The organism is Actinomadura mexicana, from assembly GCF_900188105.1.
In the GTDB taxonomy this organism is placed as follows: domain Bacteria; phylum Actinomycetota; class Actinomycetes; order Streptosporangiales; family Streptosporangiaceae; genus Spirillospora; species Spirillospora mexicana.
This window is the reverse complement of sequence record NZ_FZNP01000008.1, coordinates 170,716-195,785: the sequence shown is the minus strand read 5'-3', so window position 1 is coordinate 195,785 and position 25,070 is coordinate 170,716. Positions and strand designations below refer to the sequence as shown.

The following is a 25,070-nucleotide window of genomic DNA, read 5'->3' as shown; positions in this document are numbered from 1 at the left end:
GGAGCGATGGACGAGGGCATCGACCAGAAGGACATCGCGGAGGCGGACCTCAGGACCCGGCGCGGGGTGTTCCGCGCCGTCGCGTTCCGGGACCCGGTCGACGGGCACGAGCACATGGCGCTGGTGCGGGGCGAGGTGCGCGGACGCGACGACGTCCTCGTCCGGATGCACTCCGAGTGCATGACGGGCGACATCTTCGGCGCGACGCGCTGCGAGTGCGGGGACCAGCTCGGCGCCGCCCTCGACGCCATCGCCCGCGAGGGCGCCGGCGCGCTGGTCTACCTGCGCGGCCACGAGGGCCGCGGGATCGGGCTCGTGGCGAAGGTCCGGACCCACATCCTGCAGGACGACCAGGGCCTGGACACCGTCGACTCCGCCACGGCCATCGGCCTGCCGGTGGACGTGCGCGACTACGGCCCGGCCGCCCGGATCCTGCGGCATCTCGGCGTCCGGTCGGTGCGGTTGATGTCCAACAACCCGGTCAAGGTCAGCGCGCTGGAGACCTACGGCGTCGCCGTCGCGGCGCGCGTCCCGCTGCTGGTCCCGGTCAGCGCCGACAACGTCCGCTACCTCACCGCCAAGCGCGACCGGCTCGGCCACGACCTCCCGCAGCTCGACGCCCCCGCCGGGGCGCTCGGCGAGGCGCCGTGCAGGGAGGCCCGCCGATGACGCGGCCGATGACGCTCCCGCGCCCGGCGCCGGTACGGCTCCAGGCACCGCGCCGCCCCCGCCTGACGAGGAGCCGGGAGCTGGCCGCGGCCGTCGCGGCCCAGCTCGCACTGCTGGCGCTGCTCCGTCCCGGCCACGCGGGCCTGGCCGTGGGCGTGGGGTACGCGCTGGCCTCGTGGGCGCTGCTGACCGCCGCGTTCCGGCGGCGGCCGGCGCTGGGGCCGGCCGATCACGTGACGCTGGCGCGGGTGGTGCTCACCGGGGGTGTCGCGGCGCTGGTCGCGGGGCATCTCACCGGTGACGCCCGGGTCTGGCCGCTCGTCGCGGCCGCGGCGGCGGCCCTCGTCCTGGACGGCGTGGACGGACGGGTCGCCCGGCGCACCGGGACGGTGTCCAGGCTCGGGGCGCGCTTCGACATGGAGACCGACGCGGTCCTGGTGCTGGTGCTGAGCGTCGAGGTCGCGTGGTCGGCGGGACTGTGGGTGCTGGCCATCGGGGCGATGCGGTACGCGTTCGGCGCGGCGGCCTGGGCGGCGCCGTGGCTGCGCGCCGACCTGCGGCCCAGCGTCGCGCGCAAGGTCGTCGCCGTGGTGCAGGCGGTGGCGCTGGTCGTCGCGGCGTCGGGCCTCGTCCCGCACTCGGGTGCGCTCGTGGCGGCGGCGCTCGCGCTTCTGGTGTGGTCGTTCGGACGGGACGTGGTGTGGCTGGCGACCCGGCGGCGCGCGGACCGCCGTGGGGCCGGTGAGACCGGTGGGGCGCAAGGTGCTCAGGGGACTCGGGGGAGGGGCGGGAATGGAGCGCGACGCGCGCGCCTTCTGGATCCGGTCGCCAGGTGAGGGCGAGATCCGCGATGTCGTCCTGCCCGAGCCCGGACCGGGGGAGGTGCTCGTCCGTACGGTGTTCTCGGGCGTGAGCCGCGGCACCGAGGCGATCGTGTTCCGCGGCGGCGTCCCGCCGAACCAGCACGCGATCATGCGGGCGCCGTTCCAGGACGGGGCGTTCCCCGGGCCGGTCAAGTACGGGTACCTCAACGTCGGCGTGGTCGAGCACGGCCCCGCCGAGCTGGCCGGCCGCACGGTGTTCTGCCTCTACCCGCACCAGACCCGCTACGTCGTCCCGGCGAGCGCGGTCAGCGCCGTCCCGGACGAGGTGCCGCCGGAGCGGGCGATTCTCGCCGGGACGGTGGAGACGGCCGTGAACGCGCTGTGGGACGCGGCGCCGCTCGTCGGCGACCGCATCGCCGTGGTCGGCGCCGGGATGATCGGCTGCTCGGTCGCCGGCGTCCTCGCGGGGTTCCCGGGGTGCCGCGTCCAGCTGGTCGACACCGACCCGTCCCGCGCGGGCGTCGCGCGGGCGCTCGGCGTCGGGTTCGCCCATCCCGACCGGGCCGAGGGCGGCTGCGACCTCGTCGTCCACGCGAGCGCGTCCGAGGCCGGGCTCGCCCGGTCGCTGGAGCTGCTCGCTCCGGAGGGGGAGGTGATCGAGCTGAGCTGGTACGGCGACCGGCAGGTCCGCGTCCCGCTGGGGGAGTTCTTCCACTCGCGGCGCCTGACCATCCGGGGCAGCCAGGTCGGCGCCGTCCCGCCGTCCCGCCGGTCGCGCCGCGGCCTCGCCGACCGGATCGCGCTCGCGCTGCGGCTGCTCGCCGACCCCGCCTTCGGCGAGCTGATCACCGGGGAGAGCCCGTTCGGCGAGCTGCCGCGGCTGATGCCGCGCCTCGTGGGCGGCGAGCTGCCCGCCCTGTGCCACCGGATCGCCTACTGAGGCGGATCGCCTACCGAGGAGGACGTTCGTTGTTCGCCATCACCGTCCGCGACCACGTCATGATCGCGCACAGCTTCCGCGGCGAGGTCTTCGGGCCCGCGCAGCACCTGCACGGCGCGACGTTCGTGGTGGACGCGACGTTCCGCCGGGCGGACCTCGACCCGGACGGCATCGTCGTCGACATCGGGCTCGCCACCCGCGAGCTGGGCGTGGTCCTGGGCGCGCTGAACTACCGCAACCTGGACGAGGAGCCCGACTTCGCCGGGATCAACACCTCGACGGAGTTCCTCGCCAAGGTCATCGCCGACCGGCTCGCGGACCGGGTGCGCGCCGGGGCGCTCGGCGCGAACGCCGCCGGCCTGGCCGGCATCACCGTGACGCTGCACGAGTCGCACGTCGCGTGGGCCAGTTACGAGCGTGAGCTGTGACCTCCGGCGAGGTGTGGGTGATCGTCCCGGACGGCGTCGACGACGCCGCCGCTCCGAGCGGAGGCAACCGGTACGACCGGCGGCTCTGCGAGGAGCTCGCGGCGTCCGGTCGTGCCGTCCGGGAGCTGGCGGTGCCCGGCGCGTGGCCGCGGCCGGGCGAGGCGGCCCGCGCCGGGCTGGGACGCGCGCTGGCCGCGCTGCCCGCCGGGTCCGTCGTCCTCATGGACGGGCTGGTGGCGTGCGGCGTCCCGGAGATCGTCGTACCGGAGGCGGGGCGGCTGCGGCTCGCCGTCCTCGTCCACCTCCCGCTGGCGGACGAACCCGGACAGGCCGACTTGAACGCGGGCGAACGCGAGGTACTGGAGGCGGCCGGGGCCGTCGTCGCCACCAGCCCGTGGGCCCGGGACCACCTGATCGCCCACCACGGCCTGGAGCCGTCCCGCGTCCACGCCGTCGCCCCCGGCACCGACCCGGCGCCGCTCGCGTCCGGCACCGACGGGGCGGCGCGCCTGCTGTGCGTGGCGTCGGTGACCCCGCGCAAGGGGCACGACGTCCTCGTCGAGGCGCTCGCCACCGTCGCGCACCTGTCCTGGGACTGCGAGTGCGCCGGGCCGCTGGGCCGCGACGCGGGGCACGTCGCGCGGGTGCGCCGGCTGATCGGCGCCCACCGCCTCGACGGGCGCGTCAGGCTGGCGGGGCCGCTGACCGGCAAGCGGCTGGACGACGCCTACGCCGGAGCCGACCTGCTCGTCCTGGCGTCCCGCGCGGAGACGTTCGGGATGGTCGTGACCGAGGCGCTGGCGCGCGGCATCCCGGTGCTCGCGACCTCGGTGGACGGCATCCCCGACACGCTGGGCTTCGACCCGTCCGGCGGGGTCCCCGGCATGCTCGTCCCACCGGACGATCCCGTCGCGATGGGCGCGGCGCTGCGCCGCTGGCTCGTCGAGCCGGACTCGCGCGACCGGCTGCGCGCCTCCGCCCGGTTGCGGCGCGGCATGCTGCCGGGCTGGGACGACACGGCCCGGCAGATGGCAGTCGTGCTGTCCAGGCTTCGGAGGGATCAAGCCCCCCCGGGGGATGCGGGGAGTCGTCCCCCCGCAGGGAGGCAGCTGTGACCGGGGTCGATGCGCGGGGAGGCGCTGTGACGGGGTTCGATCCATCCTGGCTGGAACTGCGCGAGGGCGCGGACGCGACGGCGCGCGCCACGGAGCTGCTCGACCCGCTCCGCTCCGCGCTCCCGCCGGACGGGCCGCTGGTGATCTGGGACCTCGGGTGCGGCACCGGCTCCCAGGGGCGCTGGCTGTCCGGGCGGCTGCGCGGCCCGCAGCACTGGATCCTGCACGACGGCGATCCGCGCCTGCTCGCCCGCGCCCGCACGAGCGAGTACGTCACCGCCGACGGGACGCCCGCGACGGTCGAGACGCGCGCGGGCGACATCGGCGCGCTCCGCGCGTCCGACCTGGTCGGCGCGTCGCTCGTGACCGCGTCCGCGCTGCTGGACGTGCTCACCGCCGCCGAGGTCGAGGCGATCGCCGCCGCGGCCGCCTGCCCGGCGCTGCTCACCCTGTCGGTCGTGGGGCGCGTCCGGCTCTCCCCGTCCGAACCGCTCGACGCCGAGTTCGCCGCCGCCTTCGACGCCCACCAGCGGCGCGACGGGCTCCTCGGGCCCGACGCCGTCACCGCCGCGACCCGGGCGTTCGGGCGCCGCGGCGCGTCGGTCCAGGCGCGCCCGAGCCCCTGGCGGCTCGGCCCCGGCCAGGCCGCGCTGACCGCCGAGTGGCTGCGCGGCTGGGTCGCCGCCGCCGTCGAGCAGCAGCCGGACCTGGCCCCCTTCGCCGGGGACTACCTCGGCCGCCGCCTCACCGAGTGCGCCGCCGGGCGCCTCACCGCCGAGGTCCACCACGTCGACCTGCTCGTCCTCCCCGGGAGCGCATCGTGACGAAGTCCCTGCCCTGGCTGCGCCTGCTCGTCGGGCTGGGCATCCTCACCGCGCTCCTGTGGTGGCACAGCACGGACGCGTTCGTGGACGCGCTCCGCGCCGTCGACGCCGAGGCCGTGGCCGTCGCGCTCGCCCTGGGCCTGCTGACCACCGTGCTCAGCGCGGCCCGCTGGTGGCTGGTCGCGCGGCGGCTCGGCCTCCGCCTGCCGCTGGGCGGGGCCGTCACGGACTACTACCGGTCCCAGTTCCTCAACTCCGTGCTGCCCGCGGGCGTGCTCGGAGACGTCCACCGCGCGGTGAGCCACGGGCACCGGTCGGGCGACGTCGCGCGCGGGGTGCGGGCCGTGTTCCTCGAACGCGTCGCGGGGCAGGGCGTCGCGATCGTCGCGGGCGTCGCCGCCCTGCTCGCCCATCCCGCGCTGGTGTCGGCGATGGCGCCCGCCCTGGTCCCGGCGGGGGGCGTCCTGGTCCTGGTGCTGGTCCTCGCCCGGTGGCGCCGCCGCGCGCTGGCGCCGGCCCTCGCGGACGTGCGCGCCGCCCTGCGCGCCTGGCCCGCGATCGTGGGCCTGTCGGTCGCGGCGCTGACCGGGCACCTGGCCCTGTTCGTCGTCGCCGCCCGCCTCGTCGGTGCGACGGCCCCGCTGTCCACCCTCCTGCCGCTGCTGCTGCTGGCGCTCCTGGTGATGGTGCTGCCCGTGAACGTCGGCGGCTGGGGGCCGCGCGAGGCCGTGCTCGCCCTGGCGTTCGGCGCGGCCGGGCTCGGCTCAGCGCAGGGCCTGACCGTCTCCGTCGTGTACGGGGTGCTCACCTTCATCGCGTCCCTGCCCGGCGCGGCCGCCCTGCTGCTGAAGCACCGCGAGGACGTCCCCGAACGACGCGACGAAGCTCCGCAGCGTCTCCCGGCCCTTGCCGGCGTCGGCCAGTGACGGCCGCCCGACGACGCCGGACGTCGTGTAGGCCGCCATTCCCGCCGTCAGGAGGTGCCGCCGGTCGTCGGCCAGATGGTCGGCGGTCTGGTAGCCGTCCCGCACCATCTCCGGGTGGGCGTGCAGCAGGATGGAGGTCTCCAGCTCCCCGGCGTGCATGTCGCTGACGGCGGGCGTCTCGGCGCCGGCCGCCTTCTGCGCCGCCTCCCAGTGCTCCAGCGCGGGGAACAGGGCCATGTCGCCGTGCGCCTCCTGGACGACGTTGCCGAGCACGTAGTTGCCCCCGTGCCCGTTGACCAGCACGAGCTTGGGGACACCGGCCCGGCGCAGCGACTCGGCGACGTCCCTGACCACCGCGTACAGGGTCGCCGCCGAGATGCTCACCGTCCCGGGCCAGTCCGCGTGCTCATGCGAGCACGAGATCGTCACTGGCGGGAGCGTCCGCACCGGGTACGCCTTCGCGATCTCCGCCGCGATCGTGCACGCGATCACCGTGTCCGTCGCGAGCGGGAGGAACGGGCCGTGCTGCTCGTGGCTCCCGATCGGCAGGACCGCCACGGGGACGTCCGGAACCTCGGGACTCGTGTGCGTCGGCAGCATGCCCCACAGCTTGCCTCATCCGTCCGGCCAGGGAAACCAGGGCCATGGCGCCGGCCAGCAGGAGCGCGGCGACGATCCCGTCCGTCCAGTAGTGGTTGGCCGTCACGACCACCACGAGGACCGTGAGCGGCGCGTGCAGCGCGACGACCCACCGCCACCGGCTCCGCGACACCCGCACCACCGCCACGGCCACCAGGATCGCCCACCCGATGTGCAGGGACGGCATGGCCGCGTACTGGTTGGCGATCCCGTCGGCCGCCGCCGGGTAGGCCGAGGGCCCCACGGTCAGCATCGTGTCGACGGCCCCGATCCCGGCGAGCCGGGGCGGAGCCAGCGGGAACATCGTGTGCACCACGAGCCCGGCCGCCGTCAGCGCCACCAGTTCGTTGCGCACCCTGGCGTAGGACGACCTGTGCCGCACATAGAGCCAGATCAGCAGCAACGCCGTTCCGGGGAAATGGACGCTCACGTAATAGACATTGGCGAGGAGCGCCGCGTGATCCCATTCGAGCGCCCAATGCTGGAAGCCGACCTCGCTCGGCAGCCATTCCCGCTCGAACCGCCACAGCCCGTGCGCGTTCGCCATCGCCTGCCCGGGACCGCTCTCGAGCAGAGTCCGGCCCCACTTGTAGAAGGCGAACAGGACCGCCAGCAGCCCCACCTCGATGAGCAGTGGCCGCAACCGGCCGCGCCCCACCCCGCCCACTGCCGCTCCGCTCACCATCGTGCCCTCCCAGCCCGGTCGTCCCCGTCCATGACAACCCTCGCGTCTGACATTTCCGGAGACACTGGGTTCAGCTACCCGATCATGGGAGGTAAAACCCGCCCCTGGTGGTGGGGCTGGCTCCACCCCCTGACGTAGATTCCTGACCTGTGATCACCGGCGAATGGCTCAACCCGCCCCCGTCCGCGACCCCCGACGGCCCCGCCCTTCTCGTCACCGCGGCCAGGGGCGGCGACTTCTGGCGCACGACGTCCTACGGCTACGACCGCGACAGCGGGCACGCCCTGCTGTCCCCGTTCGGCCCCGAGGCCGCGATCGAGGTCTCCTTCGTCGCCGCCTACGACCAGCAGTTCGACCAGGCCGGCCTCCTCGTCCGCCTCTCCGAGACGACCTGGATCAAGGCGGGCGCCGAGTACTGCGACGGCGCACTCCGCTTGGGCGCGGTCGTCACCCGCGGCGTCTCCGACTGGTCCTCGGCCCCCGTCCCGTGGCAGGGCCGGGAGGTGACCATCCGCGCCAGCCGCTCGGGCGACGCCGTGACGGTCCGCGCCCGCGCCGGCGACGACCCCTGGCAGATGATCCGCCTGGCGCCCTTCCCGCCCGGCGTCACGGCCTCCGCGGGCCCCTACTGCTGCGCCCCCGAACGCGACGGCCTGACCGTCCGCTTCACCCGCGTCACCGAAACCCCGCCGGACACGGCCCTGCACTCATGAGCCGCTCATCTGCAGTCGAACTCCTTGGCGGCCCCGGTGCTCAGAGCGCAGTCCAGCGGCCATGCCTGCCCGGAGACCCCGTGGAAGGTGAGATGCCACTGGCCGCCCGTGTCGCGCAGTAGCGCGTAGCCGTGAACACCCCGCGAGACCGAGTGCTGGACGGTCTCGCCGTCGACGGTCTCGTGTACTTGGCGGCCTGGGCCTTGTCCGGCTTACTGCTCTCGCTCGCCGAACTGGAGTCGAACAGGACGAAATGCAGCGTGCCCGCATTGATCTGGACCGGCTCCGCCCGGGTCTGCGGCAGTGAGAAGCACTCGTTGTTCTGCTGGGGGGCCGTGGCGAAATAGCGGAACCATTCTGCGCCCCGTCCCACCTTCGGAGGCGTGCAGTCCTCGTGGTTGCCCCGCGCGAAGATGAAGGGCGCCTCGGCCAGCAGAGCCTGGTCAGGCCGCAGGAAGTCCTTGATGAGGCACGCCCAGTCGGCGGCCTCCCCCTGGGTGTCGCACCCTGGAGTCGCGTCGTTCGCCCCTTCCGGCGCCTCCCGGTACACGTAGTCGCCGACGTGGACGACGAGGTCCGGCCCGGGACTGCGCCGCCGCGTGCACGGAGAGCGGCTCCAGCGGCCAGTTCTTCTGGCAGTCCTGGTTCTGCGCCGCGCCGACCGTGGGGGAGGTGACCTCGCACCCCGCGTCACCGATCACCGCGATGCTCCGGGGACGCCCGTTCACGGGCCACTCGGGCAGCGGAAGCTGGAGACTCCCCGGATGCACGGTGGCCGCGATGGTGGTGGACGGCTCGATCAGCGCGTTTCTCGCCCCGTCGGGGACGGGTGTCACGCAGAAGGTCGTCGGAAACTGCTGGAGCCCGCCCCCGGTGACGAAAGGATCGCTGACCTTCTTCAGATCCGCGGTCTGCATCTTGCCCCCGATGTCGTACTGCAAGGTGGGGCAGTGCCCGGCGGGCTTCTCGGTGGTGGCGAAGCGGACCTCGGTCGTGTGGCTCGTCCCGTTCACCAGCTGCGTCCAGGCCCACGCCTCGCCGTTCTTGCCGGTGCCGGGCGGCGGGGGCTTGGCGGACGGGCTCGGGGCGGACTGCGCGAGCCCGGACATCACGGCGACCAGCAGTCCCACGACGGCCACCACCGCCGCAGCTGTACGCGACATAGAACCAGGTATCCAATCAGATCAAGACAAATGGGCTATTCAGACGCCTGGTACATCGGCGCCCGACGCCGGTCGATCTGCCCTGGTTGTCCGCCGCCATGTCATCCGCCGCGTGCGGTGTCGTTCAAGTTATCTTCGCGCCCGCGGCCTCACCCCCAGATAAAGCATGAATCGGACTTACGGGCGGGGAATGGCGACCGCGTTGTACGAGATGCCTGGAGTCGGCCCCGTGGCGAAGAACTGGATGTTGGGGAGGTACAGCCGCGAGCCGAAGGCGGCCACGGTCGTGGGCAGGGCGAACCGGCTGTCCGTCACCCGCCGCACAACACGGCCACTGGTTCCCGTCGCGTCCAACCGCAGGACGGCCACGGTGTCGAGCCGGTTCTGCACCGCGTACAACGTCCGGCCCCGCAGCAGCAGGCCGTCGCCTTCCGGCAGCGACTCGCCGTGCAGGTCCACCCGGCGGGTCCTGCCCGTCGGGTCGACGCGGAACAGCCCACCGGTGTTCGACTGCACGACGATCAGGCCCCGGCCGTCCGGTGTCGGCGTGATGCCGTTGGCGTTGAATCCGGCACTGTCGGGGCTGCCGGGATCGCCCTGGTAGACGAGATCGCCGGTGAGCGGCACCCGCACCGCGGCGGAGGGCAGCCGTCCGCCGCCGAGCGGCAGCCTGTAGAGCACCGGATTGGTGGAGTCGGTGAACCACGCGGCGCCCTGCGTGATGATGACGTCGTTGATGAACGACGGGCCGTCGGCCAGCCGGTAGGAGGCCAGCACCCGGCCGGTGCGGGCGTCGAGGACACGAGCGTCGCCGCCCGCACCTCCCGCCACGAACAGCCGCCCGCGCGAATCGCTCTTCAGCCCGAGGGCCTGCGTGCCCGGCCCCCGGCTGAGGATCGCGCCGCGCCCCGTGCGCAGGTCGGCGCGGTACACCGAGCCGTCGGCCATGGAACCGACGTAGGCGAACGGTCCGGGGCCGATCGCGATGCCCTCGGGCTGGAACCCGTTCGGCAGCCCGATCGTGGTCGGGTACGCCGCCGACGCGGCCTGCCGGCCCACGTCCGCCCGCACCGGTGCGCCCATCGCGCTGACCAGCCCGAACACCAGAACGGCAGAGATCGTCCGACGTTGCATGGAGCACCTTTCAAGGTTGAAATGTTCAACACTGAAAAAGGTAGGCGGAGTGCTACCTTGATGTCAAACAGTTCAACGTTGAGAGGTAAGTGTGGATCGAGACGCCGTCGACCTGATCGTCGAGCAGTGGGCCCGCGCCCGCCCCGACCTCGACGCGTCCCCCATGAGGGTGCTCGGCCGCCTCTCCCGGCTGACCCGGATCGCCGAGCGCGAACTCAAGGCGCTCTTCGCCGAGTTCGGGCTGGAGCGGGGCGAGTTCGACGTCCTGGCCACCCTCCGCCGCGCCGACTCACCTGGCGGCATCACCGCGGGCACGCTGGCCCGCTCCTCCATGGTGACCTCGGGCGCCGTCACCAACCGTTTGGACCGGCTCGTCGCCAAGGGCTACGTCACGCGCGACCTCGACCCCGCCAACCGCCGCACCGTCATCGTCGCCCTCACCCCCGCCGGCCGCGACCTCATCGACCGCGCCGTCACTGCCCACTTGGACAACGAACGCCGCCTCTTGGGGGCCCTCGACCAACACCAGCAGGACGACCTGGCCGCAACACTGCGCACCCTCCTGCTCAGCCTCGGCGACCAGGCAGGCAACTCCCGAACGACCACCCCTGGCTAGCGCGCCACGCGGTAGTGGAGGAAGACGACTCTTGAGTTGAAGGTGCGGGTCTCGACGAGTTCGAGACCCACCTGATGCTCGTGCTGCGGAAAGAACGGAACGCCACCACCGACCAGCACCGGGTTGACCCTGACCCGATACTCGTCGATCAGACCCGGTGCGGCCACCTCGGCGGCGAGAGTCGCGCCGCCGATCGCGATGTCGCCCTCGCCCGGCTCGGCCCGCAACCGCTCGATCTCCTCGGCCAGGCCGCCGGAGGCCAGGCGGGCGTTGCCCCGCACCGCCGACAGCGTGGTGGAGAACACCACCTTCGGGAGCGCGTTCCAGAGCACGGCGAGGTCACGCTGCGCATCAGACGCCCTCCTCGGAGACGGGTTCGACAGTATGACCGCCGGACACCGCAGGACTCATCGCGGCACATCCGCGAAGGACGGCGCCCACGGCCCTAGGGCCTGCGGAAGTGTTCGACGAGCCGGGAGTAGCTGTCGTCTCCGTGGCCCCGTTCGATCGCCGCCGCCACGAGCGCGCGGGAGTACTCGGGAAGCTCGTCGTCGATGCCCCGCGCCCGGCTCTCCCGCGCGAGGTCCTCGATCGAGGGCAGATGGTGGCGCAGCGCCCCGTAGGGCGTCGCGAACCGGCCCCGGTCCACCTCGTCCGCGATCGACGGCAGGAACATCGACAGCGCCGCAAGCGGGCTCTCGGCCTCCTTCAGGAACCGTCCGACCTCGACACCTTCGTCCGACAGCACCGCGGCCGCGTGCAGGAACCCGTTGAGGAGCCCCCACATCGTCCCGTGGACGGCCATGCCGTAGAGGACCGCGACACCGGGGTCGTCGGACACCAGAGGTGCGTGCCCGCTGAGAAGCCGCAGCACCTGCCGGTGACGCTCGTGAACGTCCGCGGAGCCGCTGTAGAAGACCGTCGCGTCCGGATGCCCGACGCCCGGCGCGATGGTCATGATCTGCCCGTGCAGGTACTCCCCGCCGCGCTCGGCGACCGCCGCGGCCACCTCCCTGACCTCGTCCGACGTCCCGTCCGTCAGGTTGACGACGACGCGTCCGCGCAGGTCGTCTCCTGCCGTCTCCAGCAGTTCACGGGCGACGGAGTTGCCCTTGACGTTGACCACCACGACCCGCCCGGCGGCAACGGCCTCCCGGACGCCGCTGGCCTGACTCGCCCCCTTGGCGACCAGCGCGTCGCCCTTCCCCGCCGTGCGATTCCACACGGTGGTCGGATGGCCGCCGTCCAGGATCGCTCCCGCCAGCGCGGCCCCCATCTCCCCAAGCCCGAGCACCGTCACGCTCACCCGCGCAGAACCCATCACAACCTCCCCCTCGAAAACCACCAGGAGCCTGCCACGCTAAAACCTCAACCACACTTGAGGTCAACCACGCCGCCCCACAGTCACGCCCTGGTGCAGGTCCAGGCGCTCGGGGACAGCAGCGTGATCTGTCCTGGCGATTGTCAGCGAGGGGAGCGGCGCTGGGCGAGGACCGCTGTCATCAAGCGCGGTCCGGAATGCACTGGAACCCGAGTGGGAGGCCCGGTTCGAGGCCAAGTCATATGAGTTTCGGCCGGGGCGAGGGTGTCATGACGCCATCGAGGCCATCGATGAGACGTGCAAAAGCAAGAGCGCAGCACGGCTATGGGTACTCGATGCGGATCTGGCTGCGGCGTTCGACCGCATCGACCACGAGACGTTGATGGAGGCGATCGGCCTGTTTCCCGCTCGGGAAATGGTGCGTGAGTGGCTCCGGGCAGGAGTGTTCGAGGCGGGACGCGGGTTCGCGACCGAGGAAGGAACTCCGCAGGGCGGGGTCATCAGTCCGCTACTGCTGAACGTCGCGTTACACGGTCTGGAAACGGTCGCTGGAGCCAGGTACAGAACTGCCGGTCCCAAGGCAGGAGGAAGTTATCCGGATTCTCCGGTGCTGATCAGGTACGCGGACGACCTGGTGGGGCTCTGTCACACCCGCCACCAGGCCGTGCTGATCAAGGAGCGACTGGCGCGGTGGCCGGGCGGTCGGGGCCTGTCTTTCAACGAGGATAAGACCCGCATCGTTCAAGTGGCCGAGAGTTTTGATTTCCTCGGCTTCAACGTTCAGATCGTCGCCTACCGCACCCGTTACGAGTGACCGGACGAAGCACGCACTTATCGGAGCGCCAAGGTCGCCAGGAGACTTGACGGCGGCCCTCGACGTTGAGTTCGTCGCCGAACCGCCCGAGCCGGTCCTCGGCGCGCCTCATCAGATCCCGCACGGGTGGGTGGCGCTGTCGGTGACCGGTGAGCTGCTGTTGATGGATGACCGGCTCACCGTGATCGGACGTGTCACGGTCCCCGATCGCGACGGCGATGTGCAGTGGCGGGCGAGCCACCCTGCTCCCTCCGTCGAGGGAACGAACGAGGTGGCGAGCTGTGCTGTCTGCACCCCGCCCAGTGCCGTACAGCTGAAAGGGCGTCTTCGGCTTCGAGGTGGAAGGACCGGTTCCCGCCCTCTGACGAGCGGGAACCGGTGATTGGTGATTTCTGCTGCAAGTCGGAGGATGGTCCGTCTGCGAGCTGAAAGATGAGGTCGCCGTAGTCAGCATTCGACGACGGATGCGGCACCAGATCCCATTGGCCGGACGACTGCATCCGTTTCTCAGTGGGACGGCATCCGAACCCAGGCGAGTACCTCCTCCCGGCTGGGCTGCCCCGGAGGACACCAGGAGGGGTTGGAGGGGCAGGACATCGCCTGCTCCCATTCTTCGATCTCCTCCTCGGAGATTCCAGCTCCGATCAGGAGGCTTTCGCAGAACCAGCGAAGCGCCATCTCCGCATCGCTGGCGGTATAGGTCCAGGCGCCATCGGCATTGAGCGAGAACCGAAGGACGCACGCAATAATTCTCTCGTGCGTGGCTCCCAGACCTCGCGCCAGGCGATAGAAGGCACTGTACCCGGATACATGCTCGTCTTCAGAAAGCCCCTGGAGAGCTTCCAGGGCCTCTTCCAGAGTGGCCACCTGGCTGATCTCCAAGAAGGCATCCGCCGGGACGCCCGTGCGCGCGACCCTCAGCGCCTTTCGGTGCTCAAGGTTCTTCCGCAACTTGATGTAGGGCCCGAAGGCAGACTTCTCGCCGTCGAGGACCTCCAGCGCCTCCTCGTGCGTGGCGACCGCTCGCAGTCTGATGTACGACTGAACGCAGTGGCCACCTTCGAGGACCTCCAGCGCCTCCCGATCAGTGGCAACCGCTCGCAGGTCGATGTACGACTTGACGCCGTGACCACCGTCGAGAAACTCCAGCGCCTCCCGATGAGTGGCAATGACACGCAGCCGGCAGTATCTGCGGAGATGCCTGCGGCACTCCTGGGGATCGGCGTAGCGGTCGATGACCTCGACTATCTCCTCCGCGGTCGCGTGTCGCTGTGCTTCGGAGAAGTCTCCATAAGGAACCGCCCTTTGGGAGACAGTTCCCGGCCGCTGAACGCGGCGCCTTGTGGCCAGATCGAGCGGTGACCCTGAGGTCGGACGCCCAATCTTAACGGTCTCTTCCATAAGAGCACTCCTGGTTCTCTAGATTGTTCATTCTGCGGAGAGCTTACCCTAAGGGCGTTCGGCGACCGAGGTGGACGACCCGTCCGAGGCGGCTCCGACGTGGTAGCGGACTGCGTACGGCCAGTGTGCTGGAACGCCTGGGTTTACGGGAGCTTCGTAAGGCGCTGGCCGCGCGGTGGGAACGCGAGTGGAGCTCACCGCCGAGGGGTGGGGTTCCGTCCCACCAGAACTCCCATGCGTTGAGGTCGACGAGGTCCTGGGCCTATGAGGCGAGTGTGGCGGGGGAGCTGTTCTGCCAGATGTCGTCCGGGCAGAACGCGGGATGCTCGGCGGCGAGTCGGAGCGCCTCCTCGTAGGTCGACGGTGGAGCCGCGACGCTCGGATACAGGTCGGCGAAACCGGCGCCGACGACCTGGGCACCGAAGCGATCCTCCCAGCTGCGGACCACTGACGCGATCTATCCCGGTGTCGTCGGTGTAGTTCAGCGGCCCGCTCCACCCCATGGAGACAAGCGCGTCCGAGCCCCGCTCGGCGGCGGCCAAGCCGAGCCGGAGGGATGAAAGCCGGTCGAGCAGGTGCTCCGTGTACCCGGCGGCGAAAGAGCCCGGCTCTCCTTGGGACTCCATGCTCGGCGCCAGGCCGGTATGGCATGACGCAGGTGTCTCTCAGGTCAGCCAGTGGCCTACCAGGTCTGCGTAGGTTTGGCTGCGGGTTTGGAGGGTCTCGTGGGTGCCCAGGAGGGGGACGGGGCCGTCCAGCAGGAGGACCTGGTCAGCTCGTTCGGCCGAGGTGATGCGGTGGGCTATGACGATCAGGGTGCCGCCGCGGGTCGCCAGGGCTTGTTCGGCGCGGGCCTCGGTGGCGGGGTCCAGGTGGCTGGTGGCCTCGTCCAGGACGATGACCGCGGCCGGGGACAGGTAGGCGCGTGCCAGGGTGATGAGCTGGCGTTCGCCCTGGGAGAGGTCGCCGCCGCCGGGTGGGATGTCCGTCTCGTAGCCGCCCAGGCGTTGGACGAGGTCCAGAAGTCCGACGGCGGCCGCGGCCTCGTCCAGGTTGGGTCTGGTGGCCTCGGGGTTCAGGTAGGCCAGGTTGTCGCGGAGGGTGCCGGCGAAGACGTAGCTCTCCTGTGGGATCAGCGTGATCTTCGAGCGCAGGTGTGCCGGGTCCAGGCGGGGGAGGGGGACCTTGCCGAGGGTGATCTTGCCCTTCCGGGGTTCCAGGAGGCCGGTGAGCAGGTTCGCGAGGGTGGACTTGCCGGTGCCGCTGGGGCCGACGACGGCCAGGTGCGTCCCCTCGGGGACGTGGAGCGACAGGTCCTCGACGACGGGGGCGGCGTGCGGGGAGTAGGCGAAGGTGACGTGGTCGGCCTCGATGCCGGACGATTCGGCCGTCGCCGTGCCGGGCGCCGGCGCTTCGGGGACGGTGCAGACCTCGGCGAGGCGGCCCAGGACCACCGCGAGGCTGAGCAGGAGGGTGCCGCCCGCGTCGACGAGGACGGTGATGCCCGGCTGGAGCCCGGTCACCAGGTAGCCCGCGCCGCCCGCGATCTGCCCGGCGGTGAGTCCGTGGTGCGCGGTCAGGTACGGCGCCAGGACGAGCAGGGCGAGCAGGGGCAGGTGCACCCCGAGGGCCAGGACGGGGAGGCGGACCCAGCGGGTGCGCGCGTAGGCGCGCAGGGCCTCCGCCTGTGCGTCCACGACCTCGCCCACCGCGGCGGCGGCGCGGTCCTCGGCGGCGCAGGCGGCGACGTCCCGGACACCGTGCACGACGCCGGCGGCGGCCTCCCCGATGCGCTCGGCCTGGCGGATGACGGCCCGGTAGCGGCGGATCTGCAGGCCCACGAAGGCCGCGTACACCCCCAGGGCGAGGGCCACCGACAGGCAGATGACGAGGGCCAGCGGCGGGGACAGCAGGGCCAGGCCCACGAGCGCGGCGGCGCCGGCGGAGACCAGCTGGCGGACGTTGCGCAGCGCGGTCCCCACCAGGGCCCGGACGGCCTCGGCCTGCTCGGTGACCTGGGAGACGCCTGCGCCGGCGGCGTCCGGGGTGCGGTCGGCCATCCGGCGGAGGGCGGCGGCGACGACCTCGGTGACCAGCGAGTCGCGCAGCGGTTCGACGGTCGCGGCGAGCCACGGGTAGACCCGTCCGGTCGCGACCGCGCCGACGGCGTACAGGGCCGCGAGGACGCCCAGCCAGCCGAGGCCGGTCAGGGTGCGTCCCGCGAGGAACCCGTGGTCGACGGCGCGGGCCAGGAGCAGGCCGGACGCGAACATCGGCAGGGACTCCACGACCGACCAGGCGGACAGGCGGCGCATCGCGGGCCACTGTCCGCGCAGGTGGCGGTGCAGCAGGCGCGCGGCGGGCGGGGCCGTCACGAGGCCGCCCGGGTCGAGAAGACCGCGCGGTAGGCCGGGTCGGCCCACAGTTCGGCGTGGGGGGCGAGCGCCCGCACGCGTCCGGCGTCCAGCCAGGCGACGAGGTCGGCGCGGGCGGCCGTCGCCGGACGGCGCGCCACCACCAGGCTGGTCCGCCCGCCGAGGATCTGCCGGAGCGCCTGGGTCACCTTCATCTCCGTGGCGGTGTCGAGGCTGCTGGTGGCGTCGTCGAGGAGGACGACCCGGGCGTCGGCGAGCGCGGCGCGGGCCAGGCCGAGCCGCTGCAGTTCGCCGCCGGACAGCGGGGCGCGGTCGAGAGGGGTGTCGTAACCGTTGGGCAGGGCCCGGATGAAGGCGTCGGCGACGGCGTCGCGGGCGGCGCGGTGCACCTCGGCGCGCGTCGCGCCGGGGCGGGCGTAGGTGATCGTCTCGCGCACGGTCGCGCCGAGCAGCGCGGGGCGTTCGAAGGCGTAGGCGACGGCGCGCCGCAGCTCCGCGAGAGGGACGGCGGTGACGGGGACGCCGTCGAGTTCGACCACTCCCTCGTCCGGGTCGAGGAGCCGCCCGATGGTCGACATCAGCACGCTCTTGCCCGTCCCGGACGTGCCGACGACCGCGACGGTCGTCCCGGGCGGCACGTCGAGGTCGAGGCCGTCGAGGACGGCGCGGCCGCCGAGCCGGACGGTGACGCCGCGCAGCCGCAGCTCGCCGGGCCCGTCCGGCAGCCGCACCGGACGCGCGGGCGGCCCGACCGCCGGGACGGCCGTCAGGATCTCGTCGATCCGACCGGCGCCGACCTGGCAGTTGAGCAGCGCGACGACGGTGTCGAACACCGACGCCGACGCGGCGGCCATGGCGGCGTAGGACAGGGCGCCCACGAGCTGGCCGGTGGTGATCTCGCCGCCGGCCAGGCGGACGCCCGCGACGCCGACGACCAGGACCTGGGTGAGGGGGGCCAGCAGCGCGAGCCGCCGGCTGACCTTGCCCTGCACGGCCCACGTCTCCCGGCCGGCCCGGCCGAGCCCGGGGAGCGGCGCGAGGATGCGCCGCACCTCGGCGGCGGCGGTGCCGCTCGCCCGGATCGTCCGGACGCCCTGCCGGGCGTCGAGCAGCCGCGTCGCGATCGCCGCCTGGCACGCCTGGTAGCGGGCGAACGGCTCGGTGGCCCGGACGACGAACACGCGCAGCGCGACCAGCAGCGGCGGCAGCCCGGCCGCGAACGCGGCGGCGAGCCACCAGTCGATCAGGGCCAGTCCGGCCAGCGCGCCCACGGTGGTGGCCAGCGTGGCGGCGGCCGACAGCAGCAGGACGGGGAACGCCGCAGGGCCCGACGCGGACTCGGTGAGCCGGGACAGCACGTCCCCCGCGGGGAAGCGGCGCCGCCCCTCCGGCCCGAGGGCCAGCACGTGCCTGAGCAGCCGGTGCCGGAGCCAGGCGGTGATGTCGCTGCCGCAGTAGGAGCCGAGCACGTCCTCGCCGGTGGTGGCGACGGCCGCCGCGGCCAGGACGAGCGCGAGCCACGCGGCGGAGGCGCCGGCGTCCTGCTGGGCACGGGCCGCGTCGACCGCCCTGGCCAGCATGATCGGCGTCGCCAGCGTCGCGGTGACGCGGACGGCCGTGAGCAGGACGAGCACGCCCATGGCCGGCCGGAAGCGGGCCATGGCGCCGCGCAGCAGCCGCCTGCCGCCGGCGCGCAGCGCCGCGGAGTCGCCCGATGTGCCGGTGAGGGCCACGCGCCACGGCTCCGTTCACGGTCCAGGGAAATCTTCTACACTCGCAAGTGGGTCCGGTCACGGACCGGCTCGTGGCCGGTCCGTGACCGGGGTTCTGCGGGCCGGGGTTCTTCTCAGGGGTCCCGGGTTCCGCATGGGTTGCGGTGCATCAGGCGCAGGAGATGCCGATGCACACGGTGTTCAGCAGCGTGAGCAGACCGACGCAGTTGCAGGTACCGCCGAGCTGGATGCCGTCGATCTCCACGGGGTCGGTCTCGGGCAGCTCCTGCAGAGCGGCCACGAGGTCACCGTCAAACGTGTTCATGCAATTCACCTCCTTTCGTTGTCGAGGGCCAAGGTCCGCCCCGCCGCGAGGCAGAAGCGGACCACCGCTTGGCGGAGGACCGGGGACCATGCCTGGACGACCCCGTTGTGGTCGTCGGCGGTCTCCAGGTAGTCGAAGTCGACTCCTTCGGTCCTGCCGAGTTCGAGAAGGCGCCGGCGCAGCGCCCTGGACTGCTCCACCGGGATGACCTCGTCCCGGACGCCGTGCGCCACCAGCAGCGGCGCCGCCAGCGCCTCGCACGCCCGCAGGACGTCGCGCCGGGCGTCCTGCTCGTCGCCGACGTCGCAGAGGCCGAGCCGCGACACGCGGTCCCTGACGATCCCGGTGGCGGTGCGGTGGAGGCCGGACGCCGAGGTGAAGGGCGCGAGCGCGGCGCATCCCGACCACAGGCCGGGGGTGCGGCAGGCCGCGAGCAGCGCCAGGAACCCGCCGTAGCTGGCGCCGAGCACGACGGGGCGCGGCAGCGCGGTGTCGCGGCCGTCCGCGATGGCGTGCCCGAGGTGGACGACGTCGTTCAGGTCGGGGCCGCCCCAGTCGCCGAGGACGGGCCGCAGGTGCTCGTCGCCGTAGCCGGTGCTGCCCCGGTAGTTGGGGGCCACGACGGAGACGCCCGCGGCGGCCAGGTACTGGAAGAGCGGCTCGAATTCGTAGTGCCACGCCGCCAGCGGGCCGCCGTGCAGGGCCAGCACCAGCCGGGGCCGGTCGCGCCAGCCGGGGCCGCCGTAGACGATCGCCTCGATGGGCCCCGCGGGGCCGGCGAGCTCGACGAGCTCGGCGTGCCGCCAGGCCGCCGCGCCGTCGGAGGGATGCGCGGCCATGTCCCAGCCGGTGCGCGCGGGGCGCCGTACCGTGGCGAGCGTCGGCGGCTGGTGGGGGGCCGAGAAGCGGACGTGGATCCGGCCGTCGCCGGCCCAGTGGGCGGGCGCCCAGAGCATGCCCGCCGGGCCGGGGACCGGCGTGATCCGGTCGTTCCCGGTGGCGTACACGGCCAGGCGTGCGGTGGCGCCGGCGATCTCCCGGACGAGCAGGTGCTCGCCCGCGGCGTCGAAGGTCAGCGGGGTCCGGTACGCGGCCGAGCGGTTGAGGATCTCGGGGAACCGGGCGGGACCGCCGCCGGGGAGGCGCAGCCCGATCTGCGGCGCGCCCCGCTGCTGCGCGCCCGGCGTGGTGGTGGTCACCGCGAGGGCGCCCGAGCGCGGGTTGTAGGCCGCGATCCGGTCGCTGGTGGTGTCGGAGACCGACCAGAACGGCCGCCAGGCGCGCTCGCGCAGGTCGACCAGGATTCCCTCGGTCCGGTGCCCGGCGCCGTCGTGGTCGAGGGCGAGGGTGCGGCCCTCGTCGGCCCAGACGCCTCCCGACAGCACGCCGGGGATCCGCAGCACCGGCTCCAGGACGGGGGACGAGGGCGAGACCCGCCAGATCCGCGAGTGCCGTTCGTTCTCGACGACCACGAGCACGACGGTCTGCGCCTGTCCCGGAGCGGCCAGCAGGAACCCGGCGAGCATCCGCGGCACCGCCCACGAGCGGGTGATCCTCAGCCCGGCGGGGGTCGCCTCGGCGGCGACGAGGGTCCCGTGGCCCGCGGGCTCCCCGCGGTCGCCGACCGCGGGCCGCACGACCAGGACGCGGCCGTCGTTCAGCGGCAGCGCCCCGCTGCGGCGGTCGACGATCCGGCCGCCCGTCTCGTCCCCGCCCGGAAGGCCGGCGTCGTCGAGCGTCCGCAGGGTCGGGCGCGGCCAGGTCAGGTCCCAGCGCTCCAGGACGACGCTGTCCTGCGCGGACCGCAGGCAGGTGGCCCAGCGGCCGTCGGCCGAGAAGGCGAAGCCGAACCGGCTCGGCACGGGGGGAAGATCCGGCAGGGGCTCTGTCATGACGCCCGCCCGGCGATCGACGGTTCGGCGGCGGCTGCCTGCGCGGCCTCGTCGGCCATCCACAGCCGCGGCGTACCGTGCTGGAGGCGCACCAGGAAACCGAGGACGCCGCCCAGGCCGTCTCCCCAGGAGGTCGAGACACCGCCCTGCTCGTCGGGGAACACCACCCGCCCGCCGCGGTGCGCCCGGTTGGCCAGAACGATCTGGGCCAGCCGCCACGCGTCGTCACGGTGCCGCTCGGTGCCGGTGAGCGCGGCCATGTCGAGCAGGAAGTCGCCGTTGCCGGCCAGGCCGTGGCACTGCCCCAGGATCGCGCGCCAGCGGTTGTCCATGACGGCGCGGACGGACATCTCGGCGGCCCGCTGGAAGCGGCCGTCGCCGGTGGCCTGGCCGAGGCGGCCCAGGAAGCCGCCGATGCCGGCCGAGCCGTGGCACCAGAACGGCGCGGTGGCGATGTCACCCGAACTGGCCGCCCACATCGCCGACCGCCCAGTGTCGATCATGGTGTCGAGCAGCGTCTCCCCGACACCGGCGGCGAGCGCCCGGTGGGCGTCGCCGCCGACCGACCCGGCGCAGGCGAGCAGGAAGCAGCCGACGCCCGAGACGCCGTGCGCGAACCCGTAGTAGCGCGCCCCGGCGAGCTTGGACTCGATCTCGGCGGGCGTGCTCCAGTCGAGCCCGCCCTCCCGTTCCTCGACGGTCTCGGCGAGGGCGTCGGCGGCGGCGACGGCGCGCTCGGCGAACCGCGCCTGCCCGGTGCGGGACCACAGGTGCAGGGCCGCGAGCCCGAGGCCCGCCGTCCCGTGCGTCACGTCCGGGCTGGGGACCGACTCCGGCAGGCGGTCGGCGACGGCGAGTGCGCCCTCGACCAGGCCGGCGTCGTCCAGGGCCAGGCCGGCGTCCAGCACCGCCCACGCGGCGCCCGCCGTGCCGAAGTACAGCCCCGGCGGACGGTCGCCGTCCCTCTCCAGCCGCCGCAGGATCCAGTGGCCCGCGCCGGCGATCGCCTCGGCGAGGCGCGGGTCGGCGCCGACCTCGAAACATCGGGTCAGGGCGCCCAGGGTCCCCGCGGCGCCGTGCTGGAGGCTGCAGGGGTCGGGAGCGCCGTAGACGCACGAGGCGGGCCAGAGCGTCTCGGCCGACTCCGGGTTCATGGTGGTGATCAGTTGGTCGACGATCCCGGCGATGGACAGCCGGCACTGCTTCCGCAGTGACGGGGTGGGACCGGCCTGCGGTGCGGTCTCGCCGCCTTCCGCCGGAACGCCCCGCGCCCCGCGGCTCCCGGCCGCGCGGTCCGGGACCATCCGCGCCAGCGCCTCCCGCGCCCGGTGCGGCGTCCAGCGATGGCCGGGCTCGTCGGCCATCAGGCCGAGCAGCAGCGGGACCAGCGAGCCGGGCAGGTCGAGGTCCAGGGTGCGGGCGGCCAGCCATTCCGCCAGGCGCTCGCTCAGGGGCCTGGGCGCGGGGCTCTCGTCCAGGAAGTAGGGGGGCCCGCCGGTGAGGACGTGGCAGAGGGTCGCGCCGAGGGCGAAATGGTCGGCCGTCCGGTCCGGCGCGGCGCCGGCCATCTGCTCCGGCGCGCTGTAGCCGGGGGTGCCCACCCGCATCCCCTCCGGCTCGGTGTCGTCGGCGGTGAGGGCCAGTTCCAGGTCGATCATCACCGGGGTGCCGTCCGGGCGCACCATGATGTTGCTCGGGTTGAAGTCGCGCACGATGAGCCCGGCGTCGTGCGCCTTCGCCAGCAGGGCGGCCAGGCGCCCGCCCATCTCCAGGACGGGGGTGACGTGCGGGCCCCATCCCGCGTCGCCGACCACATCGGCGATCCACTGCCGCAACGAGGTGCCCGGGATCATCTCCTGCGCCAGGAAGAGGTGGCCGGCCTGCGCGAAGAGCGCCACAGGGCGCGGGGCGATGCCCAGGGTCTCGACCGCCTCCAGCACGCGGGCCTCCGTCCGCAGCCGGTCGCGGGTGTCACGCCCCTTGGCGTCGACGTCCACGTGCGGGCGGCCCTCCTTGATGACGATCGCCTCGCCGGTCTCGGTGTCGGTCGCCCGGTACACGCCGCCCTTGTTGGTGTGGCGGATCGCCTCGTGGACGGTGAACCGCGATCCGATACGGATTCCTTTTCGGTTCTCGGCGCCATTCTGGCCGGCGCTCTTCTGGGCGCCTCCGAACCCGCCGGCTGTGTCCTCGTCTTTCTGGCCCTCCGCCGGTGGGACGTCCTGGGGAAATGGGCAGACGGCCCAGGGGGGCGGCGTGTAGGTGGCGCCGCGGCGGTCTTCTACGGGTTTGCCGTCGGGGTCGAGAATTACCCACGCGTAGAATCCGTCATTGGTGATCCGGCGCACCTCGACGAACGCTCCATAGCGGTAATGCACAAGGCTGCCGGGCCCGTAGGGGCGGTCGGACAGAATGCGCGGCCCGGGGAGGCCGGCGGTCGCCACGTGCAGTTCCGCCGCGAGGCGGACGGCCTCGTCGTCGTCGACCGGGTAGACGGTGATGAACTTCCCCGAATGGCCGCGCGAGGTGTTGCGCGCGGTCATGGCCGCGACGTGGTCGCGGGTGGCGGCGAACTTGAACATGGAACGGCCCGCCAGCAGCACGGGCAGCGAGCGGGCCAGCACGTCCTGGGCCGAAGCCGGCGTCGCGGAGACGTGCAGCTTCCAGCCCTGCTGGGGACACTCGCCGTTCTCCGGGCGGACGTGGGCCCACATCCCGCTGCGCAGCGACTTCCAGTGAAGCGGGCCGTCCGCCGCGGCGAGCGCCCGGTCGAGGACGTCGAGCAGACGGGTGTCGCCGCTGTCGGCGGCCGCCGCCCCGGACAGGACACTGAAATGGAAGTCCGCCATCCCCGCTCCCCCTCTCCTTTTCCGCTCGACCACCCGGGTCGCCCGGTCCTAGGTTATTGATCGTTTTGTCTTTTGGGGCCAAAAGTCAAAGAACGATCGGATGTTGCTTTCGTTGAGCAAGGACACGGTAACCACGAATCCTCCGGAAACGCCAGTCAGTCTCATTCGTCCGAGCTCTTCCGGGCGGTATAAAAGTCTTACCTGGCGGGGGATGTGACGATCGGCGCGCATGCAGAGAGTGATGGTGATCATCGGCTGCCATTGCATAATGGGGGGATATGTCGAGTTTGTCGTCACTCGGATCGATGATCGCTTTGCCCATTGAGTTGCGGGCGGTTTCCGTGCACGTCATGACCGATGGCTGCCACGTCGCCCGGTGGCGACCCGCCGCCCGGGTGTGCTAACACCGCGTCGCGCACGAAAGAGCGGACGCTCTCCCCGCGCGGCCCTCGCTTCTCAGGCGCCGGCCGCGGCGTCGACGGCGTCGGGGGAGAGGATGCGGTCCAGAACCATGGCGGCGCAGCCCGTCAGGCCCGCGCTCTCGCCCAGGCGGCTCGGTTCGATGTGCAGGTCGCGGGTCGCCAGCACCGTGGCGCGCTGGTAGACGATCTCGCGCACGCCGGCGATCAGCGGCTCGTCCGCGCCCGCGAGATCGCCGCCGAGGACGACGACCGCGGGGTTGAGGAGGTTGACGGCGGTGGCGACGACCTCGCCGATGCGGCGGCCGGCGTCGCGGAGCAGGGCGACGGTCGCGGGGTCGCCGGAGCGGGCGAGCGCCGCCAGGGCGGGCAGGTCGTCGGCGGGGGAGCGGGCCAGCAGGGCGGTGCCGCCGGCGACGGCCTCGACGCAGTTCACGTTGCCGCAGCGGCAGGGGGCCTCGCCGGGGACGGGCACCGGGATGTGGCCGATCTCCCCGGCCGCGCCGAGGGCGCCGCGCTGGATGCGGCCGCCCGCGATGATGCCCGCGCCGATCCCGGTCGACACCTTGACGAACAGGAGGTCGCCGACGCCGGGGTGGGCCTGGTGCTCGCCGAGGGCGGCGGCGTTGACCTCGTTGTCGAGGTAGGCGGGGACGCCGAAGCGCTCGGAGATGGGGGCGCCGATCTCCACGGCGTCCCAGCTCCCGGCCACGTGCTCGACGGCGTCGGGGACGCCGAGGCCGACGCCGCGGATGCTCGACGGGTCGGTGCCGGACGCGGCGAGCAAGGACTCCCACTGCTCGAACAGGCGGGGAAGCGTCTTGCCCGGGCTGACTTCCGCCGGGGGCCCGTCGGCGCGGGCCAGGGTCGTGCCGGCGAGGTCGCAGACGGCGAGCTGGCCGCGGGACTGGCCGAGGTTGGCGAGGAGGACGGCGCCGCCCGCCGCGTTGAACTCCAGCCGGGCCGGGGGGCGCCCGCCCGTGGAGGGCCCGTCGGCGCGCTCGACCACCAGGCCGCGCGAGACCAGGGCCGCGATGCGGGACGCCACGGCGGGCCGGGACAGCCCGGTGATGCGGCCCAGCTCGGCGCGGGTGGCCACGCCGTCCTCGCGGATCAGGCGCAGCATGTCGCCGCCGGTGGCCGGGCGGGTGACGGGGCGGGGCATCCGGCCAGTCAAGCACCCGCGGCTTTCGTGCGTCCAGTTCGAGGAACATCCTTACTTTTGTCATCCAAAGTTCATAAGTACGGTTGAACGGATGACCGATGTCTCGCTAGTTTGGTGATCC

23 protein-coding genes and 2 pseudogenes are annotated in these 25,070 nt (G+C 73.0%); 10 read left to right on the top strand and 15 right to left on the bottom strand.

Annotated features, from left to right (window positions below; translation table 11 throughout):
- Positions 1–6 precede the first annotated feature (6 nt).
- From ribA to CHC11_RS42145, 7 genes and pseudogenes are all read left to right on the top strand, one after another.
- Positions 7–669: a GTP cyclohydrolase II gene (gene ribA / locus CHC11_RS21850; protein WP_089313628.1), complete on the top strand. Its 663-nt coding sequence runs from the start codon at positions 7–9 to the stop codon at positions 667–669.
- A complete protein-coding gene (locus CHC11_RS21845; protein ID WP_245919558.1) occupies positions 666–1,505 on the top strand; it encodes a CDP-alcohol phosphatidyltransferase family protein in 840 nt (279 codons plus the stop codon). Before ribA ends, CHC11_RS21845 begins: the two co-directional genes overlap by 4 nt.
- Positions 1,462–2,433, top strand: a complete 972-nt coding sequence (locus CHC11_RS21840) for a zinc-dependent alcohol dehydrogenase (protein WP_089313627.1) — start codon at positions 1,462–1,464, stop codon at positions 2,431–2,433. Before CHC11_RS21845 ends, CHC11_RS21840 begins: the two co-directional genes overlap by 44 nt.
- 29 nt (positions 2,434–2,462) lie before the next feature.
- A complete protein-coding gene (locus CHC11_RS21835; RefSeq protein WP_089313626.1) occupies positions 2,463–2,861 on the top strand; it encodes a 6-pyruvoyl trahydropterin synthase family protein in 399 nt (132 codons plus the stop codon).
- Positions 2,858–3,976, top strand: a complete 1,119-nt coding sequence (locus CHC11_RS21830; RefSeq protein WP_089313625.1) for a glycosyltransferase family 4 protein — start codon at positions 2,858–2,860, stop codon at positions 3,974–3,976. Before CHC11_RS21835 ends, CHC11_RS21830 begins: the two co-directional genes overlap by 4 nt.
- A gap of 26 nt (positions 3,977–4,002) precedes the next feature.
- Complete coding sequence (locus tag CHC11_RS42150; protein WP_218826192.1) at positions 4,003–4,800, top strand: class I SAM-dependent methyltransferase; 798 nt, start codon at positions 4,003–4,005, stop codon at positions 4,798–4,800.
- Positions 4,728–5,564 (top strand): annotated as a pseudogene (locus CHC11_RS42145) (lysylphosphatidylglycerol synthase domain-containing protein); the annotation flags it as partial. The gene CHC11_RS42150 and the pseudogene CHC11_RS42145, both read left to right, overlap by 73 nt.
- Here the strand turns inward: CHC11_RS42145 and CHC11_RS21820 are convergent.
- A complete protein-coding gene (locus CHC11_RS21820; RefSeq protein WP_089313624.1) occupies positions 5,565–6,326 on the bottom strand; it encodes a creatininase family protein in 762 nt (253 codons plus the stop codon).
- Between the two features lie 52 nt (positions 6,327–6,378).
- A pseudogene (locus CHC11_RS42835) lies at positions 6,379–6,912 on the bottom strand (phosphatase PAP2 family protein); the annotation flags it as partial.
- Between the two features lie 287 nt (positions 6,913–7,199).
- Between CHC11_RS42835 and CHC11_RS21810 the strand changes: the two are divergent.
- Positions 7,200–7,763: a DUF1349 domain-containing protein gene (locus CHC11_RS21810; RefSeq protein WP_089313623.1), complete on the top strand. Its 564-nt coding sequence runs from the start codon at positions 7,200–7,202 to the stop codon at positions 7,761–7,763.
- A gap of 40 nt (positions 7,764–7,803) precedes the next feature.
- Here CHC11_RS21810 and CHC11_RS43915 read toward each other — a convergent pair whose 3' ends face one another.
- The 3 genes from CHC11_RS43915 to CHC11_RS21795 all read right to left on the bottom strand — a co-directional run bounded on the left by CHC11_RS43915 (position 7,804) and on the right by CHC11_RS21795 (position 10,060).
- Positions 7,804–8,313, bottom strand: a complete 510-nt coding sequence (locus tag CHC11_RS43915; protein ID WP_425427335.1) for a hypothetical protein — start codon at positions 8,311–8,313, stop codon at positions 7,804–7,806.
- Positions 8,207–8,926: a hypothetical protein gene (locus CHC11_RS42830; protein ID WP_245919557.1), complete on the bottom strand. Its 720-nt coding sequence runs from the start codon at positions 8,924–8,926 to the stop codon at positions 8,207–8,209. Before CHC11_RS42830 ends, CHC11_RS43915 begins: the two co-directional genes overlap by 107 nt.
- Before the next feature lie 177 nt (positions 8,927–9,103).
- Positions 9,104–10,060, bottom strand: a complete 957-nt coding sequence (locus tag CHC11_RS21795) for an NHL repeat-containing protein (protein WP_089313620.1) — start codon at positions 10,058–10,060, stop codon at positions 9,104–9,106.
- Between the two features lie 91 nt (positions 10,061–10,151).
- On the opposite strand from CHC11_RS21795, the gene CHC11_RS21790 reads away from it, so the two are divergent.
- Positions 10,152–10,676, top strand: coding sequence for a MarR family winged helix-turn-helix transcriptional regulator (locus tag CHC11_RS21790; RefSeq protein WP_245919556.1), 525 nt, complete (start codon positions 10,152–10,154; stop codon positions 10,674–10,676).
- Here CHC11_RS21790 and CHC11_RS21785 read toward each other — a convergent pair.
- Complete coding sequence (locus CHC11_RS21785) at positions 10,673–11,059, bottom strand: dihydrofolate reductase family protein (protein ID WP_425427338.1); 387 nt, start codon at positions 11,057–11,059, stop codon at positions 10,673–10,675. The genes CHC11_RS21790 and CHC11_RS21785 overlap by 4 nt on opposite strands.
- Before the next feature lie 62 nt (positions 11,060–11,121).
- Complete coding sequence (locus CHC11_RS21780; RefSeq protein WP_089313619.1) at positions 11,122–11,997, bottom strand: NAD(P)-dependent oxidoreductase; 876 nt, start codon at positions 11,995–11,997, stop codon at positions 11,122–11,124.
- A 133-nt stretch (positions 11,998–12,130) separates the two neighbouring features.
- Between CHC11_RS21780 and CHC11_RS21775 the strand changes: the two genes are divergently transcribed.
- Complete coding sequence (locus tag CHC11_RS21775; protein WP_089313618.1) at positions 12,131–12,811, top strand: reverse transcriptase domain-containing protein; 681 nt, start codon at positions 12,131–12,133, stop codon at positions 12,809–12,811.
- Positions 12,812–13,318: 507 nt separating this feature from the next.
- On the opposite strand, the gene CHC11_RS21770 is transcribed toward CHC11_RS21775, so the two are convergent.
- The 8 genes from CHC11_RS21770 to CHC11_RS21740 form a co-directional block, all read right to left on the bottom strand.
- Positions 13,319–14,212: a hypothetical protein gene (locus CHC11_RS21770; protein WP_089313617.1), complete on the bottom strand. Its 894-nt coding sequence runs from the start codon at positions 14,210–14,212 to the stop codon at positions 13,319–13,321.
- A 262-nt stretch (positions 14,213–14,474) separates the two neighbouring features.
- Positions 14,475–14,660, bottom strand: a complete 186-nt coding sequence (locus CHC11_RS42140; protein ID WP_218826191.1) for a DUF4253 domain-containing protein — start codon at positions 14,658–14,660, stop codon at positions 14,475–14,477.
- Positions 14,661–14,877: 217 nt separating this feature from the next.
- Positions 14,878–16,587 (bottom strand): ABC transporter ATP-binding protein, encoded by a 1,710-nt coding sequence (locus CHC11_RS21760; RefSeq protein WP_143227188.1) that lies wholly within the window; start codon positions 16,585–16,587, stop codon positions 14,878–14,880.
- Positions 16,584–18,320 (bottom strand): ABC transporter ATP-binding protein, encoded by a 1,737-nt coding sequence (locus tag CHC11_RS21755; RefSeq protein ID WP_089313615.1) that lies wholly within the window; start codon positions 18,318–18,320, stop codon positions 16,584–16,586. The genes CHC11_RS21760 and CHC11_RS21755 overlap by 4 nt, the downstream gene beginning before the upstream one ends.
- Before the next feature lie 148 nt (positions 18,321–18,468).
- On the bottom strand, positions 18,469–18,624 hold the full coding sequence (locus CHC11_RS41470) for a VenA family class IV lanthipeptide (protein WP_179278939.1): 156 nt from the start codon (positions 18,622–18,624) through the stop codon (positions 18,469–18,471).
- A gap of 5 nt (positions 18,625–18,629) precedes the next feature.
- On the bottom strand, positions 18,630–20,486 hold the full coding sequence (locus CHC11_RS21750; protein ID WP_089313614.1) for an alpha/beta hydrolase family protein: 1,857 nt from the start codon (positions 20,484–20,486) through the stop codon (positions 18,630–18,632).
- 26 nt (positions 20,487–20,512) lie between these two features.
- On the bottom strand, positions 20,513–23,365 hold the full coding sequence (gene lanL / locus CHC11_RS21745) for a class IV lanthionine synthetase LanL (RefSeq protein WP_089313613.1): 2,853 nt from the start codon (positions 23,363–23,365) through the stop codon (positions 20,513–20,515).
- A 456-nt stretch (positions 23,366–23,821) separates the two neighbouring features.
- Complete coding sequence (locus tag CHC11_RS21740) at positions 23,822–24,949, bottom strand: ROK family transcriptional regulator (RefSeq protein WP_089313612.1); 1,128 nt, start codon at positions 24,947–24,949, stop codon at positions 23,822–23,824.
- Between the last annotated feature and the right edge of the window lie 121 nt (positions 24,950–25,070).